Source organism: Paraflavitalea sp. (assembly GCF_059502485.1).
Genome location: NZ_JCACET010000011.1, coordinates 489,740 through 510,534, shown reverse-complemented (window position 1 = coordinate 510,534; position 20,795 = coordinate 489,740). Strand labels below are relative to the sequence as shown.

The following is a 20,795-nucleotide window of genomic DNA, read 5'->3' as shown; positions in this document are numbered from 1 at the left end:
GTTCACGGAACATTGGATGTTGATAAAGGATAGGCTAATGGTGCAAGGACGTAAATAATGTATGGTTAATGTTATGAAAAGTCTTTGTCGAATAATTTGACCACCATGCTGCAGGGCACATCCAGGAATGAGCTGATCGTTTTGATTTCTTTGTAACGTAACTCTTCTGGATGGTCCATTAAATCGTCGATGCGGTTGGTGTTCTTTCTCAGCAGTTTTGCTATCACTGATTTGGGCAAGGTGTCGAATATCTGCCCGAACTCAGTAATGCTATTGGTTTTAATGAGATCTCTAACTGCTTTGTAACGTACATCCTTATGCATTACCAAAAGTAGAATAACTAAGCTCCTTTCTATTTTGCTTTAAGTATTTTCTGTGATACAAGCTGTACAATCTTGCATACTAATTGTACTATGCTTAATACAATTAGTACTGTACTAAAAGGTCTGTATACTTTAAAAATGATGACTAGTACTTTTTTTCGTTACAGCGCTATAGAGTTGCTTGCTAATAATTTTAGGATTTTTACATCGTCAACACATTGATGTGATGGTTTGTTTCCCTCCCCATCGACAAACTGCGTCAATGCCTGATTTACTAATACCATTTTCATAGGCTTCTGGTGTACAGGATACTCCTGTACCTGCATCGCTTTGCTTCAACAGCAGGGCCGGATGATGTATGCCTTAAACGTAACAGCAACAGTATTACCATGTATCTCAATTGTAAAACATACTATAGTTTCAAATGCGGCACTTTCAGCACGGAGGAACTGGTGCAGGAAGGAGTGGAGCAGGGTGTAGCCGCGCTGGCGCTTACCAATATCAACAACACGGCTGATGCGTGGCCTTTTGTAAAGCATTGCCGTAAAGCTGGCATCAAGCCTGTTCTCGGTGCGGAGATCCGTAATGGGGATACGTTATTATATGTATTGATAGCCGCGAATAATGACGGTTTTGAATGGATCAACGCATTTATATCTGCCTATCTTAAAGCCAACAAACCTTTTCCTGCGCCCGATGCTACCGTAGCTTTCTTCGATAACTGTGCTGATGGGTTCGTTATTTATCCATCGGATGCCAAGCCTGTGCAAACATTATTAAAGCACGAGTTTATCGGTATACAACCTACTGAAGTAAATAAGCTTTTTAATACGTCGTCGCAGTTCCGGGATAAATATATTATCCGGCAGCCTGTCACTTTTCAAACTGCGCACCATCATTATGTGCACCGGTTGCTGCGGGCTATGGAGCATAATGTAGTGGAATCGAAACTGCCGGTGGAGGCTGTATGTGGCAGCCATGAATATTTCATGCCACAGCAGCAGTTATTGCAGGCGTTTCAGGCTTATCCGCATCTGATCACTAATACACTCAAACTCATCGATGCCTGTAACATCGAGCTGGACTTCCACACGCATAAAAATAAACAATACTTCACCATTAGTAAAGAAGACGACGCTGTGCTGTTGCGCAAACTTGCCATCGACGGATTACAGCAACGATATGGCCGAAATGCCGCTGCTACCGAGCGACTGCACAAGGAACTCAAAGTGATCGGTGATCTTGGTTTTACGGCTTACTTCCTCATCACCTGGGATATCATACGCTATGCAAAAAGCAGAGGCTTTTATCATGTGGGGCGGGGTAGTGGCGCCAATAGTCTGGTGGCTTATTGTCTCAAAATAACGGATGTTGATCCGTTGGAGCTTAATCTTTACTTTGAACGGTTCCTCAATCCTGAAAGGACTTCGCCACCCGATTTCGATATCGACTTCTCCTGGCTGGAGCGTGATGAGATCATGGATTACATCGTGAAGCGCTATGGTGAAAAGTATGTGGCGCTGATGGGTGCGTATGTAACTTTTCAACAACGGGCTGTAGTGCGTGAGCTTGGCAAAGTGTTTGGCCTGCCCGCCTCTGAGATCGAAGGTGTCTCCAGGCTGCCTTTTGTAAGTGTGGCCACTTTTGATGCCTGGAAGAAGTTGTGTGCAAAGCCTGCTGCTCTTGATGATTTCCATAAAGGGGTAGCCTGGTACCAGTCCAATAATCATCCGGTCAACTATATGGCCATCATTGCCCGGTTGAGTCTTAAGTACCGCCTTTCTCCGGAAGAAGGGGCCGCTCTGCAACAGTCGCCATTGAGCCGGGGCATCGTTGATGAGGTCATTTGGAAGATTCTATTTTACAGTCCTTTCATTCATAATTTCCCCAGTCACGTCAGCTTGCATGTGGGCGGTATGCTGATCAGCGAAAAGCCTATTCACGCTTATACGGCCACTTTCTTTTCGACAAAGGGTATTGCCACTACGCAGATCGATATGCATATCGCTGAAGACATTGGGTTGGATAAACTGGATGTGCTTAGCCAGCGTGGGCTGGGGCATATCAAGGAAACCATCCGATTGGTGCAGGAGAATCAGGGAGTACGTATTCTCATCGACGAGGTGGAGAAATTCAAAAGAGATCCCAGGGTGAAAGCACAGCTGCGACAAGGAAATACAGTTGGGTGCTTTTACATTGAAAGCCCTGCCATGCGCCAGCTGATCAGCAAGTTGCGGTGTGATAACTATCCCGTGCTGGTGGTGGCCAGTTCCATCATACGGCCCGGTGTGGCCAGCAGTGGTATGATGCGTGAATATATATCCCGTTATCTCGCGCCGCACACTACGCAATACCTGCATCCTGCCATGGAAGAAATACTCAGTGAAACGTTTGGCGTGATGGTGTTCCAGGAAGATGTGATGAAAGTGGGCCACTACTTTGGCGGACTCAATATGGCGGCGGCCGATTCATTGCGTCGGGCCATGAGTGGCAAATCACGTGGTGCCGATCATTTCGCGTTGCTGAGGGATCAGTTCTTCAGCAACTGTGCTGAAAAGGGATATACACAGGAGTTGACAGCCGAAGTATGGCGGCAAATGGAGTCTTTCGCAGGTTATAGTTTTTGTAAGGCACACTCTGCCAGTTATGCCGTAGAAAGTTTCCAGGACCTCTATCTCAAAACTTATTATCCTATCGAGTTTATGGTGGGCGTTATCAACAACTTTGGTGGGTTTTATAGTACAGAGCTTTACTTCATCGAGCTGCGTAAGGCGGGCGGCATTCCACACTTGCCTTGCGTGAACACCAGCGATTACTATACCACCATTAACGGCAAAGATGTGTATACAGGATTGGTACACCTCAATGGTTTTGAAAAATCAGCTGCCCAGGTTATTGTCAAAGAGCGGGAGCGTAATGGTCCTTATCTCCACCTGCAGGATTTAATGGAAAGAACGGCTATTCATCCTGAGCAGTTGAACATTCTGGTATCAGTGGGAGCCTTACGATTTACCGGTAAAACCAAAAAGCAATTGTTGTGGGAAGCCAACTTCTTGCAAAAGCGACAAACAACTCCTGTGGTAGCGAATACCCTGTTCAAAGAAAAGCCGGTGGCTTTCAAGCTGCCCGATCTGCAGGATCACCCAGTTGATGATATGTATGATGAGATGGAGATCATCGGCTTTCCTTTCAGAAATCCTTTTGAATTGATGCAGGAACAGACGTTTCAGCGATTGCCTGCCAGGGACTTGCCAAAGCATCTGGGGAAACAGGTGAGCGTGCTGCTGTATTTCATCGATTATAAAGTGGTGTCTACTGTCAATAATTCTGTCATGTCATTCGGCGCATTTCTCGATGAACAGATGGACTGGGTAGATACGATCCACTTTCCGCCTTCTTTTCAGCAATATCCATTAAAAGGGAAAGGGTTTTATCATATCCGTGGAAAGGTGGTGGAAGATTTTGGCTTCCACAGTGTGGAGGTTGCTTTTATGGAGAAGATTGGTTACAAGGAACGGACCTATGCAAACCTATAATTATGATACTTAGTTCTCAAAGACATATAGCTCATTTTGATCTCGATACTTTTTTTGTATCTGTGGAATGCCTCAAAGATGATCGCCTGAAAGGAAAGCCTGTGATCATTGGCGGCAGCAGTGAGCGGGGTGTGGTGGCTTCCTGCAGTTATGAGGCGCGCAAGTTTGGGATTCATTCGGCCATGCCGATGAAACTGGCCCGGCGCTTGTGTCCGCAAGCCATCATTCGCCAGGGGGATATGGAGTTGTACAGTAAGTACTCCCGGCTGGTGACTGATATCATGGCCGATACCGTACCGCTGTTTGAAAAGGCGTCCATCGATGAATTCTATGTTGACCTTACCGGCATGGACAAATACTTCGGCAGTCAGTTGTTTACCGCCGACCTCAAAAAGAAAGTGATCAAAGAAAGTGGCCTCCCCATTTCGTATGCGCTGGCCGGCAATAAGCTCATCAGTAAAGTGGCTACCAATGAAGGAAAACCCAATGCTGAAATGTGGGTAGTCTGGGGACAGGAGAAAAGTTTCCTCGCGCCGCTTAGTATAGCCAAGATGCCTGGCGTTGGTAAGGAAACGGCTTTCCTGCTCCTGAAGATGGGCGTGGAAACGATCAAGGTGCTTAGTGAGATCCCGATGGAAATGCTCTCGAACCTGTTAGGGAAAAACGGTCTGTCGCTATGGCGCAAGGCACAGGGCATCGATGAATCGCCGGTAGTGCCATATCATGAGCAAAAGTCTATTTCTACTGAGACTACTTTTCAGCAGGATACCATCGACATTGAATTCCTGCACACGCAGCTGGCCCGGATGACTGAGCAGATATCCTTTCAGTTGCGGGAGGAGAATAAGTTGACTGGCTGTGTTACCGTAAAGCTGCGCTATTCCAACTTCGATACGGTCACCAAACAAAAGACTATTGCTTTTACTGCTGCCGACCACAAACTGCAAAAAGTGGTAAAGGAATTATTCAATAAACTCTACGAGCGTCGTATGCTGGTGAGGCTGGTAGGTATACGCTTCTCGCATCTGGTGCCAGGCAACGACCAGATCAATATGTTTGAAGACACCGAGCAGATGGTGCAGTTGTATCAGGCGATTGATAGTATCAAACATCAATATGGAGAACGCCTTGTGGTGAGGGGGAGTGGTTTTTGATTGGGATGCTAACGAATCGTTACATGAAAGTGTCGAAGTGAAACAAGATTTCAACGATTTGATCTTATTAAACTTTCGACTTATGCTTTACTTTGATTTTGACAGTAATGGCAAAGGATTACAGATACGAAGTCGTCAAGACGATGATCGAGGCTGGTAAAATTACTGAGTTCTCTCAGATATTCAACCACATTCCTATACGGGTAGTGGCAGATGACCTTAATTCAAGTTTCAGACGTATTTCGAACTTTATAAAACAACCTGGCAAATTAGAGTTAGGGCAAATGCAGGCGCTTAGTGAACTAATAGATGTTAACATAGACGTAATCTACGCCTTAAGTAAAAAGCAATTTTTGCCAGCTGAAGTAAAAGTTGCAAAAAAGAAGAAAAAGTAGAAACAATTAATTGATAAGAGTAATGTCCATTAAGCCTTCCTTTCATTTTAAACCTGATTCCGAAAAGAGAACGTTTCTTTAATTGGAGGTTTAAAATACACTAATCAAGTACCGCCTGTAAAAGGGCGGTTTTTTTATGCTTTTGCATTGTAAGCAGATTTCTCACTCCGCTATCGCTCCGTTCGAAATGACAAAAGAGGGTGAGTTTCGCTCGAAATGACAGCGTAAGAGTGTAAAGTGCTCCATTCGAAAAGACAAAAGAGAAGGGTATGTTAAAACATTAAACAGCCATCGACAATGCTGGCAGGTCTTCATATGTAAAAGGCGCGGCGGGTTCCAGTGCTTCGCGGAAATCTTTGGCAATGCTGTAGGCTTCCATTTCTGCAGCGGGGTATTGGAAGCGGGCTATCTCGGTAATGCGTTCTTCGGTGAGGTCGCCGAGCAGCCATTCCCAGGCCAGTTCTTCCGTAAGGATGGTAGGCATGCGTTTCTTGCTGTTGTGTACCTGTTCCATCAATGCATTGGCTGCTGTGGTAATGATAGCAAAGCTCTCCACATATTCTCCTGTGCTTTGATCGGTCCATGGTTGCCACACGCCCGCCATAAAGAAGTAGGGCTTGTCCTTGACAGTAATATGATAGGGATACTTGACGGCGGTCTTTACCGGCTTACCTGTTTTCTTGCTCACCGGGAACAGATGCCTCCATTCGTAAAAGCCGCTAGACAATACCAGGCAGCGACGGCTGAGGGCTGCCTGACGGTAGATCTTCCGGGGAAACAGTAATTCTTCTGAAATGGCGTTGAGTGTAGTAATAGGAGGATGGAACTGTCCACTTTCGTCTTTGTAGCCAAACCGCATTTTGCTTACGGATTCACGCGATTTCTGGTAGGAGGGAATAAAGCCCCATTCCATTTGCACCAGGTCAAAGTCATCCTTTCCTTCCTGTTTCTTCAATACTGGATGGCTGGAATAATCGAACCCTACATGCAAAGGATTGCTGAGGAAATCATAATTGGCGATCAGCTTTTCCAGCTTCTTAAGCCGGAGGTATTCTATACGTGTAACGCGTACTCCATTGTAATAACACATACTAATTCGTTTTTTTGAAATGGGCTTCTATCAGTTCTCCAATCGATTGTGCCAGCGCCTGTCCGCCTTCGGGGATGGAGGTCCAGAAAACTTTGCCTTCAGCATCGGTTGCTGTAGTGATCACCAGTGGCTTGCCATCCTGAACAGGGATCATGAACATGGGCCTTCCTGAAATATTCAACTCACGTACTGGCACCTTTGTGTCGTTGAAGATAATCTCAAAAGTAACCGCTGTGGTATCCATACAATAACTTTTTTGATGATGAAACCCGACCCTAAAAGTACGAAATGCTAAATTAATTAGTAGTAAAATGGTGAGATTTCTGGCGGTAAATAAAAGGAACTGTTAAACCTTTCCGTCTTTATGGGGTCTCATCAAGATAATATAGCTATCTGTTTTACGTTTTTTAATTTCCGCTCTCCCGTGTAAAACGCAGGGCATTAATCGACTATCTATGAAGAAATTCGTTACTCCTTCTTTCCTGATCGCCAGTCTGTTGATTGTATTGGTTTGCTGTGGTAAAAAGAATGACGACCCCGATACGCCCAAAGTGTACAGAATCGAGGGAGCGCTGACCGTTGACGGAAGGGAGAGGACGTACCTGGTCAATTTGCCACCGGCTTATTATGATAACAAGGATTACTCGCTTATCATAGCCATGCATGGCGGAGGTGGTTCGGGAACGCAGTTTGAAGCATCCTCACTGCTGACGCAAAAGGCCAACGCATCAGGCTTCATTGTTGTTTATCCGGATGGTGTAAAAAGCACCGGGCTGGGTATCCAAACCTGGAATGCCGGTACCTGTTGTGCATTCGCTGTTGAGAACAATATCAATGACGTGAAATTCATCAGTCAGCTGATCGACAAGCTGGTGGCGACTTATAAGATCAATCCTAAAAAGGTATATGCTACCGGGCATTCCAATGGTGGTATGTTGAGTTATAGATTAGCTTGTGAGTTGTCCAACAAGATTGCTGCCATTGCTCCCAACGGTTGTACGATGGTGGTTACGCAGCCTTGCAATCCCAGTCGTGCTGTTCCCATTCTACATATGCATTCTGTGCTGGATGAGCATATTCCTTACACCGGTGGAACCGGTAATGGCATCTCTGGTGTTTATGCGCCGCCGCTGGATTCTGTGTTCAATGTATGGTCGTCGAAAAATGCTTGTACTACTACCGCGCAGGTGGTGGTCAATAATAGTAGTTATAAGTTTACGCAGTGGACTGGTTGCAGCAACAATACTGCTATCAATTATTACCTCACGAAGGATGGCGGCCATGCCTGGCCTGGCGGTTTGCCGGGAAGTGCCAACGGTGATACGCCTTCTCAGGCCATCAATGCCAATGATCTGTTGTGGGAGTTCTTTAAGAAATACCAGTTGCCTTAAGATACAGGTGTTAGCGATTAGCAATTAGCTTTTAGCCCTGGCTAACAGCTAACATCTAAGAGCTAATGTCTGAGTTGTATTTATCCCGGTAGTCAACGGGCGTCATGCCGGTGATCTTTTTAAATACATCGCGGAAGGTTTGCGTATCTGAATAACCTACGGCTACCATTACTTCAGTAATGGATCGCCGGCCGGCTTCGAGTTGTTTCTTGGCTGCTTCGATCTTTACGCGTTGTATGTATTCTGCTACGGTGAGGTAAGTAGCTTTCTTAAACCGTCTTTCAAAAGTGCGGCGGGTAATGTTGAATCGTTCGGCCAGTTGATCAACTGTTAATTTGTCTTCGTAATGGGCTTCTATAAATTCCTGCGCTTCTTTGATCACTTCGTCTTCATGGTCTTTTAAACCATTGAATATTACAAAGGGTGTTTGCTGGTGCCTGTCGAGCTCGATCACAAAATACTTGGCGGTATGTATGGCGATCTGCCGGTTGGTATATTTCTCCACCAGGTACAGCAGCAGATTCCAGTATGCATTGTTGCCTCCACTGGAATAGATGCCTTGCTGGGCTGTCATTACTTTTTCTTCTACCAGTTTTACGGAAGGATAAAAATACCTGAACTCATTGGCGTAGGCCCAGTGTGTGGTGCATTGTTTGCCTTTGGCGATGCCCGAAAATGCCATCAGGAAGGCGCCTACACAAAGGCTGGCTACTTCTGTTCCGCTTTTGTATTGCTGTGCGATCCAGGGTGCATAATCCATGTTCATGCGTACAGAGGTGAGCATATCGCCTGTCATGGCAGGAATAATGATTAGGTCGGTATGGTCGATGTCTTTCACCAGTACATCGGGGTGCAGAGAAAACAGTCCCTGGTTCAACTGCACTTCTTCAGTGAAGGCAACGAGCTGCACCTGGAAGAGGGGAGGCTTGCCTGCCTGCTTCAGGAAGTCGTTTACCATGCTGAACACATACCGGGTGTCGGCAATGGAGGCCAGTACCGCATTCCTGAGTGCTAAGATGGAGATATGTACCATGCGACAAATGTAGCAGAAATGACTGTCGCAAACACCCACCTAAGAATGTCGCATTTACACGGCAGGGCAAAGGGGATTGCGAATTAGCTTTGTGTCCAATCAATCAAAAAAAGTATAACCATGCTCAACATCACTGCCTATCTCCATTTTATGGGTAATGCCGAGGAGGCCCTGACTTTTTATAAATCCATACTGGGAGGTGAATTTACCATCGTTGGCCGCTACAAGGATGTGCCGGGAGGAGAAAAGCTGTCTCCCGAAGATCAGCAAAAGCTTATGCACCTCTCGTTGACGCTGCCCGGCGGTGTTGTCATCATGGCTACCGATATGCTGGAGTCGATGGAACAAAAACTGGTGCCGGGTAACAACATTCATTTGTGTCTCCACACACAAAGTGAAGCGGAGGCTGATAAGATCTTCAATGCGCTGGCGGCTGGCGGTAAAATAGTGATGCCTATGAACAGTACTTTCTGGGGCGCCTACTTTGGTATGTGCATCGACAAGTATGCTGTTCAGTGGATGGTGAATTATACCTATCAACAACAAACAAAATCTGCATAACATGAAAATACTGATCATTATTCTAAGCGCCATCGGTGGGCTCGTTACGCTACTGCTGGTCATCGCCTTATTCGTCAGGAATGAATATGCTATAACCCGCAGTATTACTATCAACAAACCCCGGCAGGAAGTTTTCGATTTTGTAAGGTATCTGAAAAACCAGGACCGGTTCAACAAATGGGTGATGGCCGATCCCAATATGAAAAAAGACTACAGAGGTGTTGATGGCACGGAAGGTTTTGTGTATGCCTGGGAAAGTAACAAAAGAGGTGGTAAAGGGGAACAGGAGATCAAACGTATCAAAGAAGGGGAGTACCTTGACCTGGAAGTGCGTTTTGAGAAGCCTTTTGAAGCGGTGGCTAAAACCCCATTTGCTACTGAATCCGTAAGTGGTAATCAAACTCAAATTACCTGGGGTATGAGCAGCCGCATGAAATATCCCATGAATATTATGCTCCTGTTTGGGATCGAAAAAGCCCTCGCAAAGGATATGGACGTCAGTTTGACGACACTGAAGCGTATCGTGGAGCAACAATAACCCTGGATACCGCTTGTTAATATCATTTAGCCGGTAGCTGTTTATGCTGCCGGCTTTTTATTTTGTTAATGTGTTTGTTGGTTGCTAAAATAATTAGTATTTTAGCGTTGTGAAAGGACAGATCACAGTACGCATCGAAGGCTACATGAGGCACTACCCGGTTGAACGTATTCACGTTACGCCGCAGGTGGAGCATTTCAGGGTATATGGCCGCAACGGGTCCATCGTATTCCAGGGCAATCGTCCTTTTCTTCGTGGTAATGGGCTTAAGATGAAACGTATTGAATGGAAGCTGGTTGAAGGACAGCTTCGTAGCGCGAGCGCTAAAGATGCGCTCGCACAAAGTCTCGACACTTATGTGAGACAACAGGAACGGGAAGGTAAATTGTAATTGCTGCTTCTCTGGTTTAACAAAACATAAGCTAATTATCACTGTATCTTGATGGCGGCAGCTTTACTGGCTGTAGTTTTTCATTATTCCCTTAACTATCATGTATGTAATGTTTCGACTTCCTACCCCTCTGAATAATTGTATATTAGCTCCAACGTTTCAATCGCTCACCTATGCCCCTTCGTCAAACTATATTCATTATTCTGGCCGTGCTGACGTTCTTATTGCTGTTCCAGTATTTTAATATGTTTACTTCTATTGTGACCGGCTGGCATACTACCATTTATACAGGTCCATCCTGGTATCAATGTCTTTCCCCGGCAATTCTGTTGGGGATATCTATTCTATACAGGCGTATAGCAAAAAGAGGGATTTTTATGTCACGGGCTTTTTTTATCACTCACTTTTTTTTCACAGTAATCGTTTATATCGTTGCCAATTTTGGAACAGTACTATATTTCCAGTTTCTGATGTATCCCCCGGTTGATAATTACAGTCTCGAACGGCTCCTTTTCATGACTACGTTTGCACATTGGTCGCAGTGGCTCTTAATTGTAGGGGAGATTGTTTTTGCCATCCTGTTATGGCTTAAGCTGACTTCCAGGCCTCAAATGCCGCGGTCCGGCATCTAATACGAACAAATGTTAGTTTTTGTGCCAAATTCTACTATTTTTGTCTCCAAACAAAAAACAGACAGGCCATATGCAATTCCAGTTATCTGAAGAACACCTCATGATCCGCAATGCTGCCCGGGATTTTGCCCGGCAGGAATGTTTACCCGGCGTTATTGAAAGGGATGAACACCAAAAGTTTCCTAAAGAACAGGTCTACAAGCTCGCTGAACTGGGATTCATGGGCATGATGGTTGACCCCCAATACGGCGGCAGTGGTATGGATACCATGAGTTATGTGTTGGCCATGGAGGAGATCAGTAAGATCGATGCCAGTGTGAGTGTTTGTATGAGTGTAAATAATAGCCTGGTGACCTGGGGACTGGAAGCTTATGCTTCTGAGGAGCAGAAACAAAAATACCTCGTTCCGTTGGCGCAAGGGCGCAAGGATGGCGAACTATATATCGGTGCTTTCCTGCTGAGTGAGCCAGAAGCGGGTAGTGACGCCACTTCTCAGCGTACTACTGCTGAAGACAAGGGTGATCATTATATCCTGAATGGTACCAAAAACTGGATCACCAATGGCTCTTCTGCTTCTGTGTACCTCGTAATGGCGCAGACGGATGTTGCCAAAGGCAGCAAAGGCATCAACGTATTCATTGTAGAAAAGAGCTGGCCCGGTGTAGTGGTGGGCGCCAAGGAAAACAAACTTGGTATCCGCGGCAGTGATACACACAGCATCTTATTCAATGATGTAAAAGTGCCTAAAGAAAACCGCATTGGAGCGGATGGCTTTGGGTTCACCTTTGCCATGAAAACGCTGGCCGGTGGCCGCATTGGCATCGCTTCACAGGCGCTGGGTATTGCCAGTGGTTCTTATGATCTGGCGCTTAAATATTCCAAAGAGCGCAAAGCGTTTGGTAAGGAGATCATGCATCACCAGGCCATTCAGTTCAAGCTGGCCGATATGGCTACCCGCATTGAAGCATCCCGTTTACTATGCCTGAAAGCTGCCTGGGAAAAAGACCAGCACCAGGATTATGCCCTCAGTTCTTCCATGGCCAAGGTCTATGCCAGCGAAACGGCCATGTGGGCTTCGGTAGAGGCTGTTCAGATCCATGGGGGGTATGGTTATGTAAAAGAGTACCATGTGGAGCGTCTTATGCGCGATGCCAAGATCACACAGATCTATGAAGGTACTTCCGAAGTGCAGCGCATTGTGATCAGTCGGTCTATTCTTAAATAGGTGGTTAGTTGAAAAGTTGAAGGGTTGAAAAGGGAAATCTCTTGTAGTTTTTAGAGATTTATTATCGTATAAATGCTTTCAATGTGCTAATGCTATTTTGCGTTGGCACATTTTTTATTTTAGTTAGTTTTGTCTCTTTCTCAAAGAATCAACAAGATGGCTGTCAACATAGAGCAATATCAACAGATCAGGAATGAATTAGGTAGCGAAGTAACGCTGGTTGCTGTGTCAAAAACAAAACCGGTAGAGGATATTCAAGAGCTGTACGATCTTGGCCAACGTGATTTTGGTGAGAATTATGTACAGGAGCTGGCAGAAAAGCAACTATTGTTACCTGATGATATCCGCTGGCATTTTATTGGCCATTTGCAGTCCAACAAAGTAAAATACATTGCTCCCTTCGTCCACCTGATCCATGGAGTGGATAGTTACAAATTGTTACTGGAAATAGAGAAGCAGGCTGCTAAGAACCTACGCACTATCCAATGTCTGCTACAGGTGCATATAGCCCGGGAAGAAACCAAATTCGGCTTCAATGCAGAAGAGCTGGCGGATGTGATGGAAACGCTTAAAAAAGGGCAATTACAGCACGTGCAGGTGCGTGGTCTTATGGGGATGGCCTCTTTTACGGAGGATGAGCAACATATTCAAAAGGAATTCATATACCTGAAGGGACTTTTTGATGAGTATTTCCCATCGCTCCATCCCGGACTACCCGGTTCTGCTATTGATCCTCAAACTCTTGTCTCAGAATACCCGTCTTCCAATCCGTCTCTCCCGGTCCTTTCTATGGGCATGAGCAGCGATTATCGCCTTGCTATAGCCTGTGGCAGCAACATGGTAAGGGTGGGCAGCCTGCTTTTTGGCGCCCGTTCAAAACCCTGATATCGGGTTTTTAGGCTGCTTCATCTGACCTTTTCGCACAAACATCGAATAGATTATGTAACTGCCCGGCCCGGCAGTATTTTTACTATGCAATTAGGATATAAGATAGTGTTTTTCATAGGTTATTGATTAATGGTTAAGGGCTGTTTCTACAGCCTTTTTTTGTTTTTATACCCTTCCTGTTTGCAAAAGTACCAACTGCACGGCAACCTGCTTCCGTGTGTTATCCAATCAGTGCTTCAATGTTGTAAATGCTGCTCCTGTTTTTGACAGAAATCGTCCCGTTTTGTTCACTCAACCGGGTTTCTCTTTCAAACGTCGAATAGATTATGGAATGCCTGTTTTGGGGAGTAGTTTTATACTCGTATTAAAGGCAAAAGATAGTGTTTTTCATAGGTTATTGATTAATGAATAAAGGGGCTGTTTCTACAGCCCCTTTCGTTTTGGGTAATTCGTGATATTCAATCCAAGAACGATGTCCCTGTTGGCTGTCAGCAGCCCGTCTTTTTTAGTGGGCTTAAGTATGCCGCTGCCTCCGTAGCCTGGCTGTTGTTTGCGTTCGGCTGGTGTTAAATAAGGATCGTCGTCGAATAAGAACTCATCGACATAGTAAGGCTTCATATCCGCTTCTTTGATCACCGGATGAATGTGGGCAGGTGTCTTTCCGGTGGGATAGGAGGCGGGACGGAGTGTGTAAAACGCATAACGGCCGTCTTCATTGGTTCGTATCCAGCCGCGGACATAACCATGCCGTTTGGCCCAGCCTTTTTCATCGCCTTTAGTTGGGTATACACCTGTCTGATCGGTATGGTAAACATACAATACCACATTACGCGCGGGCGTCTTGCCATCTATTTCATAAATAGTTCCCGTCACCAGCATCTTAGGGCCTGCATCGTTGAAGTCGGGTAGGGTATCCACCCAGTTCAGCTGTTCGAACGAAACCGGGCATTCGAAAATGGCTTCACAACCTTCGCAGGGCATATTGAAATTACCACGGAGATTACCTTGTGCGCAACTGGTAAGTGCTACGATCAGTAAGATTGATAAAACAACAAGTACTTTCATATCGGATAGTTTTAGATGATGGTATTGCAAATTGACATCACCTGTGTGTTTGGGTAAAATCCATTACATCTCCTGTACTTTTTGCTTGACGAAAAGACTTGTTTATTGAGTCTGCCTATGAGCCTTGTTACATACCCGGACTGGTAAATCGGGCATTGACGATGTTATTCACGGCTGATCCGAAACGGTAGTTGAGGCCAAAACCTGTATAGTAGTTGTAGTTGGTAGACAGTGATCGTAAGCGCAGCAACACTTCTTCTGATGAAGCTCCTTTTTGCGGGAGGTTGAACTGGTCGCGGATGCGGCTGGCGGTAACCTGGAAGAAGATGGACAATCCTTTGGCAACATTCATTTCGACGCGACTGTATACCGACAGGTTGTTCTTTGCTATATCATGAAGGTAATTGTACCAGTTTACTGAGCCGGATAATTTACCCCAGGGTTGAACATAGAAGGCGTACACACCCAGCTCATGGAAATACAGCCGTTCATGGGTTTTGCCATAAAGGGTTTGATCGAAGTAGCTGCGTTGCTCTGCGCCAAGCATATAGCGTATCGCCAGGAACTTATTGCTGGAAACAGCGTAAGGGTGAATGTTATACTCCATACCGGTAGCCAGTTCAAGCGCATGTTTGTAGTTGTCGTAACTGCTGCGGGTGTATTCTGCTTTATAAGCCCAGGACCAATGAGGGGTAATACTTTTTACAAAATTATGTTCGGCATAATAGTAGTCGTTTTTTGTCTTTAACTCGGTCTTTATGTCGCCCTCTTCATAGGTATAGGTATTCCGGGAATTGTTTACATATACCTGCAGGTCGGTTTTAAAAGAAGGCGTAACCTTGGCAACTGAAAAGTCGAGTCCATATGAGCTTTCCTTGTAGGCTGAACTACCACTGAAATTGACGTTGCCGCCCACCATGAATGCCCAGTTGCGCCATGGGTCTTTGCGTAGTGCAACTGCTGTATCGGCTTTCCTGAAATTGACCTCGATCAGGTCGGTATTGCGATTCTTTAAGAGGAAAGGGATAAGCCCCAGTTTGATGTGATGGATGAAAGTTGATCTTTTATTGTCGATGGCTGCATTGGGAGCCGTAAAGAATACAAGCGTGTCACTGTAGTTAACAAAGGCAGCCTGGCCTTCAAACTGTATGGTATGTTGTTCGCCGCCGTTGCCGGTTGGCTGACTGGAAAGCAGGATCTGTACATCGGCATTGAACCGGTCGCGCACAAAATCCAGTGATGGCAATTGCTGGCGTGCATAGTCAAGGTCGCAAAGTGGCGAAGTGCCGCAATCCATAAACAGCCGGAGGTTTTGACGGGCTGACGCAGGTAAAAAGGCTAATAACAACAGCAGCGTGGTTAAGTAGTGGAAAGGTCTCATGTTGATTGTTTTGTAGGTGACTGATAGGTTGATCACACAAAAAGAGCACATCCGACAGCTGTTTTAAAATAACTTACACGTCGGGCAAGGTTTACAGGACATTCTGACCGGGATGGCATGGATTGCATTTCGTGTAGCAGATGGGGCTGCAGGTGTAAGAATAAATGACAACTGCTTTTTGTATATTTATTTTGAGGTATGAACTTATTATCTATCATCAGGCGCTATAAGCTGGACCACCTGCTGGGGTGGCTGATCCTGTTTGGCGGCTGGCATTTTTTCCGTTACCAGGATTATCGCCGTGATATAGGCTGGCTTATTACTGCGCTGAAAGTGGCAGACCTTGCGCTCATGGTGTACATCACCAATTACCTGCTGATCCCCCGGCTCCTCTATAAGAAAAAATATGTGCTGTTTGGTATTACTTATGTTGTAGTTATTACCGGTTTCAGCTTTTTGAAAATGTACCTCGAGGCAGAGATCATGAACCGGCAAACGCTTTTTTTCAGCAACTTCAAGGCACGCTTTTATGATAATGTCATCCCCCACATCCTGTTGGTGAGCACAGGCGCCGCGTTCAAACTGCTAATGGATTATGCGCGGACGCAACGCAGGCTGGGGGAGATGTCGAAAGAGAAGTCGGAGGCCGAATTGAACTTCCTCAAATCGCAGATCAATCCGCATTTCCTGTTTAACTCACTCAATTCGATCTATTTTCTGATCGACAAAAGCAATACTACTGCCCGGCAAACGCTACTGCAGTTCTCGGATTTGTTGCGTTACCAGCTTTACGATTGTAATGCCGATACCATCGAGATTGAGAAAGAGATCACTTATTTGCAGGATTTTATCCGTTTGCAGCAGTTGCGTAAGGATCAGCATTACGAGGTGGATGTGCAGGTAGAGCCGGATGTGAAGGGGTTTCGTATTACGCCCTTGTTGCTCATTCCTTTTGTGGAAAATGCATTTAAGCATATTTCGCACCATAGCGACCAGTTGAATTTTGTACATGTTAGTATGGCAAGGGAAAATGGGTCTTTCCGCTTTGTAGTAGAGAACTCTAAAGAAAACTTTCACCGGTCTACCGAGCCGCCAGGCGGTATTGGCCTCAGTAATGTAAAGCGCCGGCTGGAGCTGCTGTATCCCCGGAAATATGAGTTGCAGATCGATAACAATGATGCTACCTTTAAAGTAGCGCTAAACCTCCACCTGTCATGACGCTACAATGTATTATCATCGACGATGAGCCGCTGGCCCGCACCGGGCTCAAGGAATACATACAGGATGTCGAGTTCCTGCAGCTGGCAGGGGAGTTCGACAATCCCATGAAGGCCATCGATACGCTCATGCAGCAGAAGATAGATCTTATTTTCCTGGATATCCAGATGCCCCGGATGACCGGCCTGGAGTTCCTCAAAAGCCTGGCGCAACCACCGCTGGTGATCTTTACAACGGCTTATCCGCAGTATGCGGTGGAAGGTTTTGAGCTCAATGCGATCGACTACCTGCTGAAGCCTTTTTCCTTCGAGCGTTTCTGGAAGGCTGTTATAAAGGCCAAATCGCTCCGGGAGCCTGCCAGTCAGCCCGTAGCTGCTGCAGCGGGGGCCGAACCGGACTACTTTTTCATCAAAAGCGATAATAAGCTAGTCAAGATAAAGTATGATGAAATTCTGTTTATAGAAGCCCTGCAGAACTACGTGGCCGTTCATACTACGGAAAAGAAATATATAACTTACCTCACGTTCCGCAGCATCGAGGAATACCTGCCTGCCGGCCGTTTTGTACGCACCCACAAGTCATTTATTGTGGCGGCTGCCAAGGTGGAAAGTATCGAGGGAAATGATATCCGCATTGGCCAGCACCATATCCCCATCAGCCGCACGGAACGGGAAACCGTGCTTCAACAACTACTCCAGAACCGCCTGCTTAAAAGATAGATTTTATTCGTATTTTCGCCGATACGATATGCCACGGGTCTTTAACAACCGTGGCATATTTGTAAAAGACAGGTACTATATGACTGAGATTAAAAAAGCAGAAGAAAAGAGCCTCAACTTTATTGAGGAGATCATCGAGGAGGATCTGAAGGCGGGCAAATATAAATCCATCACTACCCGTTTTCCGCCGGAGCCGAATGGCTACCTGCACATTGGCCATGCCAAGAGCATTTGCCTCAACTTTGGCTTAACGCTTAAATATGGCGGTAAGACCAACCTCCGTTTTGACGACACGAACCCAATTACTGAAGACACTGAATATGTGGAAAGCATCAAGTCCGATGTCCAATGGCTCGGTTTCCAATGGGCTAATGAATTGTATGCTTCCGATTACTTTGAGCAGTTGTATGGCTTTGCCGTAAAGCTGATCCAGAAAGGTTTGGCTTATGTGGATGATTCTACCAGTGAAGAGATTGCTGCGCAGAAGGGCACACCTACTTCGCCCGGCACGAGGAACCAATATGCTGAAAGAAGCATAGAAGAAAACCTGCGCCTGTTTGAAGAAATGCGGGCGGGTAAATATGCAGATGGTAAGAAGGTGTTGCGGGCGAAAGTCGATATGACCTCACCCAACATGCACTTCCGTGATCCGATCCTGTATCGCATCAAGCATGCAAAGCACCACCGTACGGGTGATGCCTGGTGCATCTATCCCATGTACGATTTTGCGCATGGCCAAAGCGACTCCATCGAAAATATCACCCATTCTATTTGTACGCTGGAGTTCATTCCTCACCGTCCTTTGTATGAGTGGCTGATCAAAGAACTGGAGATATTCCCTTCGCATCAATATGAGTTTGCCCGCCTCAACCTGAATTACACAGTGATGAGCAAGCGCAAGCTGAAGCAACTGGTGGAAGAGAAGCATGTAACTGCCTGGGATGATCCCCGTATGCCAACGATCAGCGGCTTCCGCCGTCGTGGATATACGCCTGAATCTATTCGTGAGTTCTGCGATCGGGTAGGTGTGGCCAAGCGGGATAATATCATCGAGTATTCCCTGCTGGAGTTCTGTATCCGCGAGCACCTCAATAAGATTGCGCTGCGCCGCATGGTGGTATTCGATCCACTGAAGGTGACGATCACCAACTTCCCTGAAGGGGAGGTGGAGATGCTGAAAAGCGAGGACAATCCTGAAGATCCGGCAGGTACGCACCGGGATGTGCCGTTCAGCCGTGAGCTGTACATCGAGCGGGAAGACTTCATGGAGAATCCGCCTAAGAAGTACTTCAGGCTGGCGCCCGGTCAGGTAGTGCGGTTGAAGAGTGCATACATCATTCGTTGTGAAGAAGTGATCAAGGATGCTGATGGTAAGGTGACTGAAGTGAAATGTACTTATATTCCTGAAAGTAAAAGTGGTTCCGATACTTCTGGCATTAAAGTACAAGGCACGTTGCACTGGGTAAGTGTGGCACAGGCTATCAGTTGTGAAGTAAGGGAATATGACCGCCTGTTTAAAGTCGAAAATCCGGCTAATGAGGAAGGGGATTTCAAAGACTATATCAACCCCGATTCGCTGAAGGTGATCGGTACTGCGTATGCAGAGCCTGCATTGAAAACGGCGCGCTTTGAAGAACGTTACCAGTTCCTGCGCAAGGGTTACTTCTGCCTGGATAAGGATACTTCCGAAGAGCGTATGATCTTCAACAGGACTGTTACGCTGAAGGATGCCTGGGCAAAAGAGCAAAAGAAAAATTAAGCCTTTAGAGGGCTTTAAATAATCAGGAAGGGCCGCCAATCATGGGCGGCCCTTCCTTTTATACCTGTGTTTATGAGAGACTTAATAGCGCATAATAGCGGCCATAGTTGATGCTGCAGGCATTTTATCGCTGTCTACGATAAATACCTCACCACCTGTGAGCAATGTATTGGTCACTGCTTTATCAAACAGGTCTTCATTGTCTCCTGTACTTTCTCCCTGAACTGTCAGTTCATTCGTCTGCTCATCAAACGTACCCCATACCTGCTCACCTTTTACAATAAACAGGTGTGATATCCTGCCATAGTGGGCTGCAGGAATGATTTCTGCGAGGTTGGTAGATGTTTGCGGAGTGGCTGATTGGTTGCCATACCTCTCAAGCGCATTGTTTAATCGTTGCTCAAAGTATGGCTGCATAACAGCCCTTGCTTTGGGATATAATGTGGCGATATCTTCATGTTCATGACTGCCTGTAAGCGCATCTGTCCACACATGCTTATAGTCGCTTACTGACCGGTAGATGGGTATCAAATATTCTACGCCGGCCAGCAATAGCGGAGCATGTTCTTTATTCAGTAATGCTTCCCACAATCTGTCGTCTACGGCTTCAAGATATACTGCTATATTCTGCTTGTCATCCGGGTTGCCGCCGCCAATACCATGATAGTTAGCGCCTCCATTGGAAGCTGCTCCGGATGCACGGAAAGTGCTGGCTGATTTATCCAGCATGCGTTTTGTGCCTTCCACGCCATCGGGCATGTTGCTTATCTTAACTTCTGTCATGCCGTAATCATCCGCCCTGAACAGCTTTGCCTGTTGCTTGCTGATCACCAGCAGGTAAAAGTATTCCGGATTTGTAAGCAACGAGATCAGCGGCGCCAGTGCAAAGCTCTTATTGATATATACCTTTTCTGTCGGTTCCTGCTGCATGTGCAGGTAGCGGCAATAGCCGTCACTGATAAATACAGCCAGTCCTTTGCTTTGTCTTGTCCAGAAAGCATCGTCGCGAAGCAGGTCATATGCAGGCTTCAACCACCGTTTGATGAAATCTTCATCATGATTCAGCCGGGTCAGTTGCTGGTGCGCCTGTTGCAACGCATTCTTGAAACGTATGGCATCATGGCCTTCGTTCACTTCCATGCCCGATGCATGGGTTGGCAGGTAAATGGTGATGCAACGTTCGCTGGTAAAGTCCCTGAGTTGGGCCAGTATTTCTTTACTGATAAGAGAGGGGAGTTCTATCGGTATTGTATCAGTGACCGGTTCTGCAAAGGCTTCATTCCTGCTTTTGTCGCTCTCATCGCTTTGCAGTTTTCCCTTATAGATATTATCTCTTGAAGCATCATTTCTTTTGTCCACATTTCTGTTTGGGTGGCGGATGGGTACATCATTTGGCAGCTCATCCTCTATGCTTATTTTCTCTCTGCTTAAAATTTTTGTCTTTCCCATATACTACTTTTAGCAGTATGGCCACAATTCGTGTGCCCATAAGGGCA

At 46.0% G+C, this 20,795-nt stretch carries 19 protein-coding genes; 12 read left to right on the top strand and 7 right to left on the bottom strand.

All coding sequences use genetic code 11. The features are described 5' to 3' along the window. Positions 1–71: 71 nt before the first annotated feature. On the bottom strand, positions 72–323 hold the full coding sequence (locus AC5JBY_RS29850; protein ID WP_495908358.1) for a hypothetical protein: 252 nt from the start codon (positions 321–323) through the stop codon (positions 72–74). A gap of 299 nt (positions 324–622) precedes the next feature. Between AC5JBY_RS29850 and AC5JBY_RS29845 the strand changes: the two genes are divergently transcribed. The 3 genes from AC5JBY_RS29845 (at position 623) to AC5JBY_RS29835 (ending at position 5,408) form a co-directional block, all read left to right on the top strand. Beyond that, positions 623–3,859, top strand: coding sequence for a DNA polymerase III subunit alpha (locus AC5JBY_RS29845; protein WP_495908357.1), 3,237 nt, complete (start codon positions 623–625; stop codon positions 3,857–3,859). Positions 3,860–3,861: 2 nt separating this feature from the next. Next, a complete protein-coding gene (dinB, locus tag AC5JBY_RS29840) occupies positions 3,862–5,013 on the top strand; it encodes a DNA polymerase IV (RefSeq protein WP_495908356.1) in 1,152 nt (383 codons plus the stop codon). A 107-nt stretch (positions 5,014–5,120) separates the two neighbouring features. Continuing rightward, positions 5,121–5,408: a hypothetical protein gene (locus tag AC5JBY_RS29835; protein WP_495908355.1), complete on the top strand. Its 288-nt coding sequence runs from the start codon at positions 5,121–5,123 to the stop codon at positions 5,406–5,408. A 280-nt stretch (positions 5,409–5,688) separates the two neighbouring features. Here AC5JBY_RS29835 and AC5JBY_RS29830 read toward each other — a convergent pair whose 3' ends face one another. Continuing rightward, positions 5,689–6,498, bottom strand: a complete 810-nt coding sequence (locus tag AC5JBY_RS29830; RefSeq protein ID WP_495908354.1) for an SOS response-associated peptidase — start codon at positions 6,496–6,498, stop codon at positions 5,689–5,691. A 1-nt stretch (position 6,499) separates the two neighbouring features. Further along, positions 6,500–6,742 (bottom strand): hypothetical protein, encoded by a 243-nt coding sequence (locus AC5JBY_RS29825; protein WP_495908353.1) that lies wholly within the window; start codon positions 6,740–6,742, stop codon positions 6,500–6,502. Positions 6,743–6,953: 211 nt separating this feature from the next. On the opposite strand from AC5JBY_RS29825, the gene AC5JBY_RS29820 reads away from it, so the two are divergent. Further along, a complete protein-coding gene (locus tag AC5JBY_RS29820) occupies positions 6,954–7,889 on the top strand; it encodes a CE1 family esterase (RefSeq protein ID WP_495908352.1) in 936 nt (311 codons plus the stop codon). Between the two features lie 55 nt (positions 7,890–7,944). On the opposite strand, the gene AC5JBY_RS29815 is transcribed toward AC5JBY_RS29820, so the two are convergent. Then, complete coding sequence (locus AC5JBY_RS29815) at positions 7,945–8,922, bottom strand: GlxA family transcriptional regulator (RefSeq protein WP_495908351.1); 978 nt, start codon at positions 8,920–8,922, stop codon at positions 7,945–7,947. Positions 8,923–9,042: 120 nt separating this feature from the next. Between AC5JBY_RS29815 and AC5JBY_RS29810 the strand changes: the two genes are divergently transcribed. The 5 genes from AC5JBY_RS29810 to AC5JBY_RS29790 all read left to right on the top strand — a co-directional run bounded on the left by AC5JBY_RS29810 (position 9,043) and on the right by AC5JBY_RS29790 (position 13,154). Beyond that, a complete protein-coding gene (locus AC5JBY_RS29810; protein WP_495908350.1) occupies positions 9,043–9,483 on the top strand; it encodes a VOC family protein in 441 nt (146 codons plus the stop codon). A gap of 1 nt (position 9,484) precedes the next feature. Next, complete coding sequence (locus AC5JBY_RS29805; protein WP_495908349.1) at positions 9,485–10,021, top strand: SRPBCC family protein; 537 nt, start codon at positions 9,485–9,487, stop codon at positions 10,019–10,021. A gap of 109 nt (positions 10,022–10,130) precedes the next feature. After that, on the top strand, positions 10,131–10,412 hold the full coding sequence (locus tag AC5JBY_RS29800) for a hypothetical protein (protein ID WP_495908348.1): 282 nt from the start codon (positions 10,131–10,133) through the stop codon (positions 10,410–10,412). A 702-nt stretch (positions 10,413–11,114) separates the two neighbouring features. Further along, positions 11,115–12,269, top strand: coding sequence for an acyl-CoA dehydrogenase family protein (locus AC5JBY_RS29795; RefSeq protein ID WP_495908347.1), 1,155 nt, complete (start codon positions 11,115–11,117; stop codon positions 12,267–12,269). 156 nt (positions 12,270–12,425) lie between these two features. Further along, the gene (locus AC5JBY_RS29790) at positions 12,426–13,154 is read left to right on the top strand and encodes a YggS family pyridoxal phosphate-dependent enzyme (protein ID WP_495908346.1); all 729 of its coding nucleotides are present in this window, start codon (positions 12,426–12,428) and stop codon (positions 13,152–13,154) included. A gap of 426 nt (positions 13,155–13,580) precedes the next feature. On the opposite strand, the gene AC5JBY_RS29785 is transcribed toward AC5JBY_RS29790, so the two are convergent. Further along, on the bottom strand, positions 13,581–14,222 hold the full coding sequence (locus AC5JBY_RS29785; protein ID WP_495908345.1) for a dioxygenase family protein: 642 nt from the start codon (positions 14,220–14,222) through the stop codon (positions 13,581–13,583). A gap of 127 nt (positions 14,223–14,349) precedes the next feature. After that, positions 14,350–15,603, bottom strand: coding sequence for a hypothetical protein (locus AC5JBY_RS29780; protein ID WP_495908344.1), 1,254 nt, complete (start codon positions 15,601–15,603; stop codon positions 14,350–14,352). A gap of 198 nt (positions 15,604–15,801) precedes the next feature. Here AC5JBY_RS29780 and AC5JBY_RS29775 point away from each other — a divergent pair, with 198 nt between their 5' ends. The 3 genes from AC5JBY_RS29775 (at position 15,802) to AC5JBY_RS29765 (ending at position 19,299) form a co-directional block, all read left to right on the top strand. Then, entirely contained in the window at positions 15,802–16,821 is a 1,020-nt protein-coding gene (locus tag AC5JBY_RS29775; protein ID WP_495908343.1) for a sensor histidine kinase, read from the top strand. Then, positions 16,818–17,540: a LytR/AlgR family response regulator transcription factor gene (locus AC5JBY_RS29770; RefSeq protein WP_495908342.1), complete on the top strand. Its 723-nt coding sequence runs from the start codon at positions 16,818–16,820 to the stop codon at positions 17,538–17,540. Before AC5JBY_RS29775 ends, AC5JBY_RS29770 begins: the two co-directional genes overlap by 4 nt. A gap of 79 nt (positions 17,541–17,619) precedes the next feature. Further along, complete coding sequence (locus AC5JBY_RS29765) at positions 17,620–19,299, top strand: glutamine--tRNA ligase/YqeY domain fusion protein (RefSeq protein WP_495908341.1); 1,680 nt, start codon at positions 17,620–17,622, stop codon at positions 19,297–19,299. Between the two features lie 81 nt (positions 19,300–19,380). Here the strand turns inward: AC5JBY_RS29765 and AC5JBY_RS29760 are convergent, their stop codons facing one another. Further along, complete coding sequence (locus AC5JBY_RS29760; RefSeq protein ID WP_495908340.1) at positions 19,381–20,748, bottom strand: baeRF7 domain-containing protein; 1,368 nt, start codon at positions 20,746–20,748, stop codon at positions 19,381–19,383. Between the last annotated feature and the right edge of the window lie 47 nt (positions 20,749–20,795).

Coding starts and splice junctions, on each gene's coding strand:
- AC5JBY_RS29805 (WP_495908349.1), top strand. CDS start 9,485: ATGAAAATACTGATCATTATTCTAAGCGCCATCGGTGGGCTCGTTACG.
- AC5JBY_RS29765 (WP_495908341.1), top strand. CDS start 17,620: ATGACTGAGATTAAAAAAGCAGAAGAAAAGAGCCTCAACTTTATTGAG.
- AC5JBY_RS29830 (WP_495908354.1), bottom strand. CDS start 6,498: ATGTGTTATTACAATGGAGTACGCGTTACACGTATAGAATACCTCCGG.
- AC5JBY_RS29820 (WP_495908352.1), top strand. CDS start 6,954: ATGAAGAAATTCGTTACTCCTTCTTTCCTGATCGCCAGTCTGTTGATT.
- dinB (WP_495908356.1), top strand. CDS start 3,862: ATGATACTTAGTTCTCAAAGACATATAGCTCATTTTGATCTCGATACT.
- AC5JBY_RS29815 (WP_495908351.1), bottom strand. CDS start 8,922: ATGGTACATATCTCCATCTTAGCACTCAGGAATGCGGTACTGGCCTCC.
- AC5JBY_RS29770 (WP_495908342.1), top strand. CDS start 16,818: ATGACGCTACAATGTATTATCATCGACGATGAGCCGCTGGCCCGCACC.
- AC5JBY_RS29825 (WP_495908353.1), bottom strand. CDS start 6,742: ATGGATACCACAGCGGTTACTTTTGAGATTATCTTCAACGACACAAAG.
- AC5JBY_RS29785 (WP_495908345.1), bottom strand. CDS start 14,222: ATGAAAGTACTTGTTGTTTTATCAATCTTACTGATCGTAGCACTTACC.
- AC5JBY_RS29795 (WP_495908347.1), top strand. CDS start 11,115: ATGCAATTCCAGTTATCTGAAGAACACCTCATGATCCGCAATGCTGCC.
- AC5JBY_RS29835 (WP_495908355.1), top strand. CDS start 5,121: ATGGCAAAGGATTACAGATACGAAGTCGTCAAGACGATGATCGAGGCT.
- AC5JBY_RS29810 (WP_495908350.1), top strand. CDS start 9,043: ATGCTCAACATCACTGCCTATCTCCATTTTATGGGTAATGCCGAGGAG.
- AC5JBY_RS29850 (WP_495908358.1), bottom strand. CDS start 323: ATGCATAAGGATGTACGTTACAAAGCAGTTAGAGATCTCATTAAAACC.
- AC5JBY_RS29790 (WP_495908346.1), top strand. CDS start 12,426: ATGGCTGTCAACATAGAGCAATATCAACAGATCAGGAATGAATTAGGT.
- AC5JBY_RS29760 (WP_495908340.1), bottom strand. CDS start 20,748: ATGGGAAAGACAAAAATTTTAAGCAGAGAGAAAATAAGCATAGAGGAT.
- AC5JBY_RS29780 (WP_495908344.1), bottom strand. CDS start 15,603: ATGAGACCTTTCCACTACTTAACCACGCTGCTGTTGTTATTAGCCTTT.
- AC5JBY_RS29775 (WP_495908343.1), top strand. CDS start 15,802: ATGAACTTATTATCTATCATCAGGCGCTATAAGCTGGACCACCTGCTG.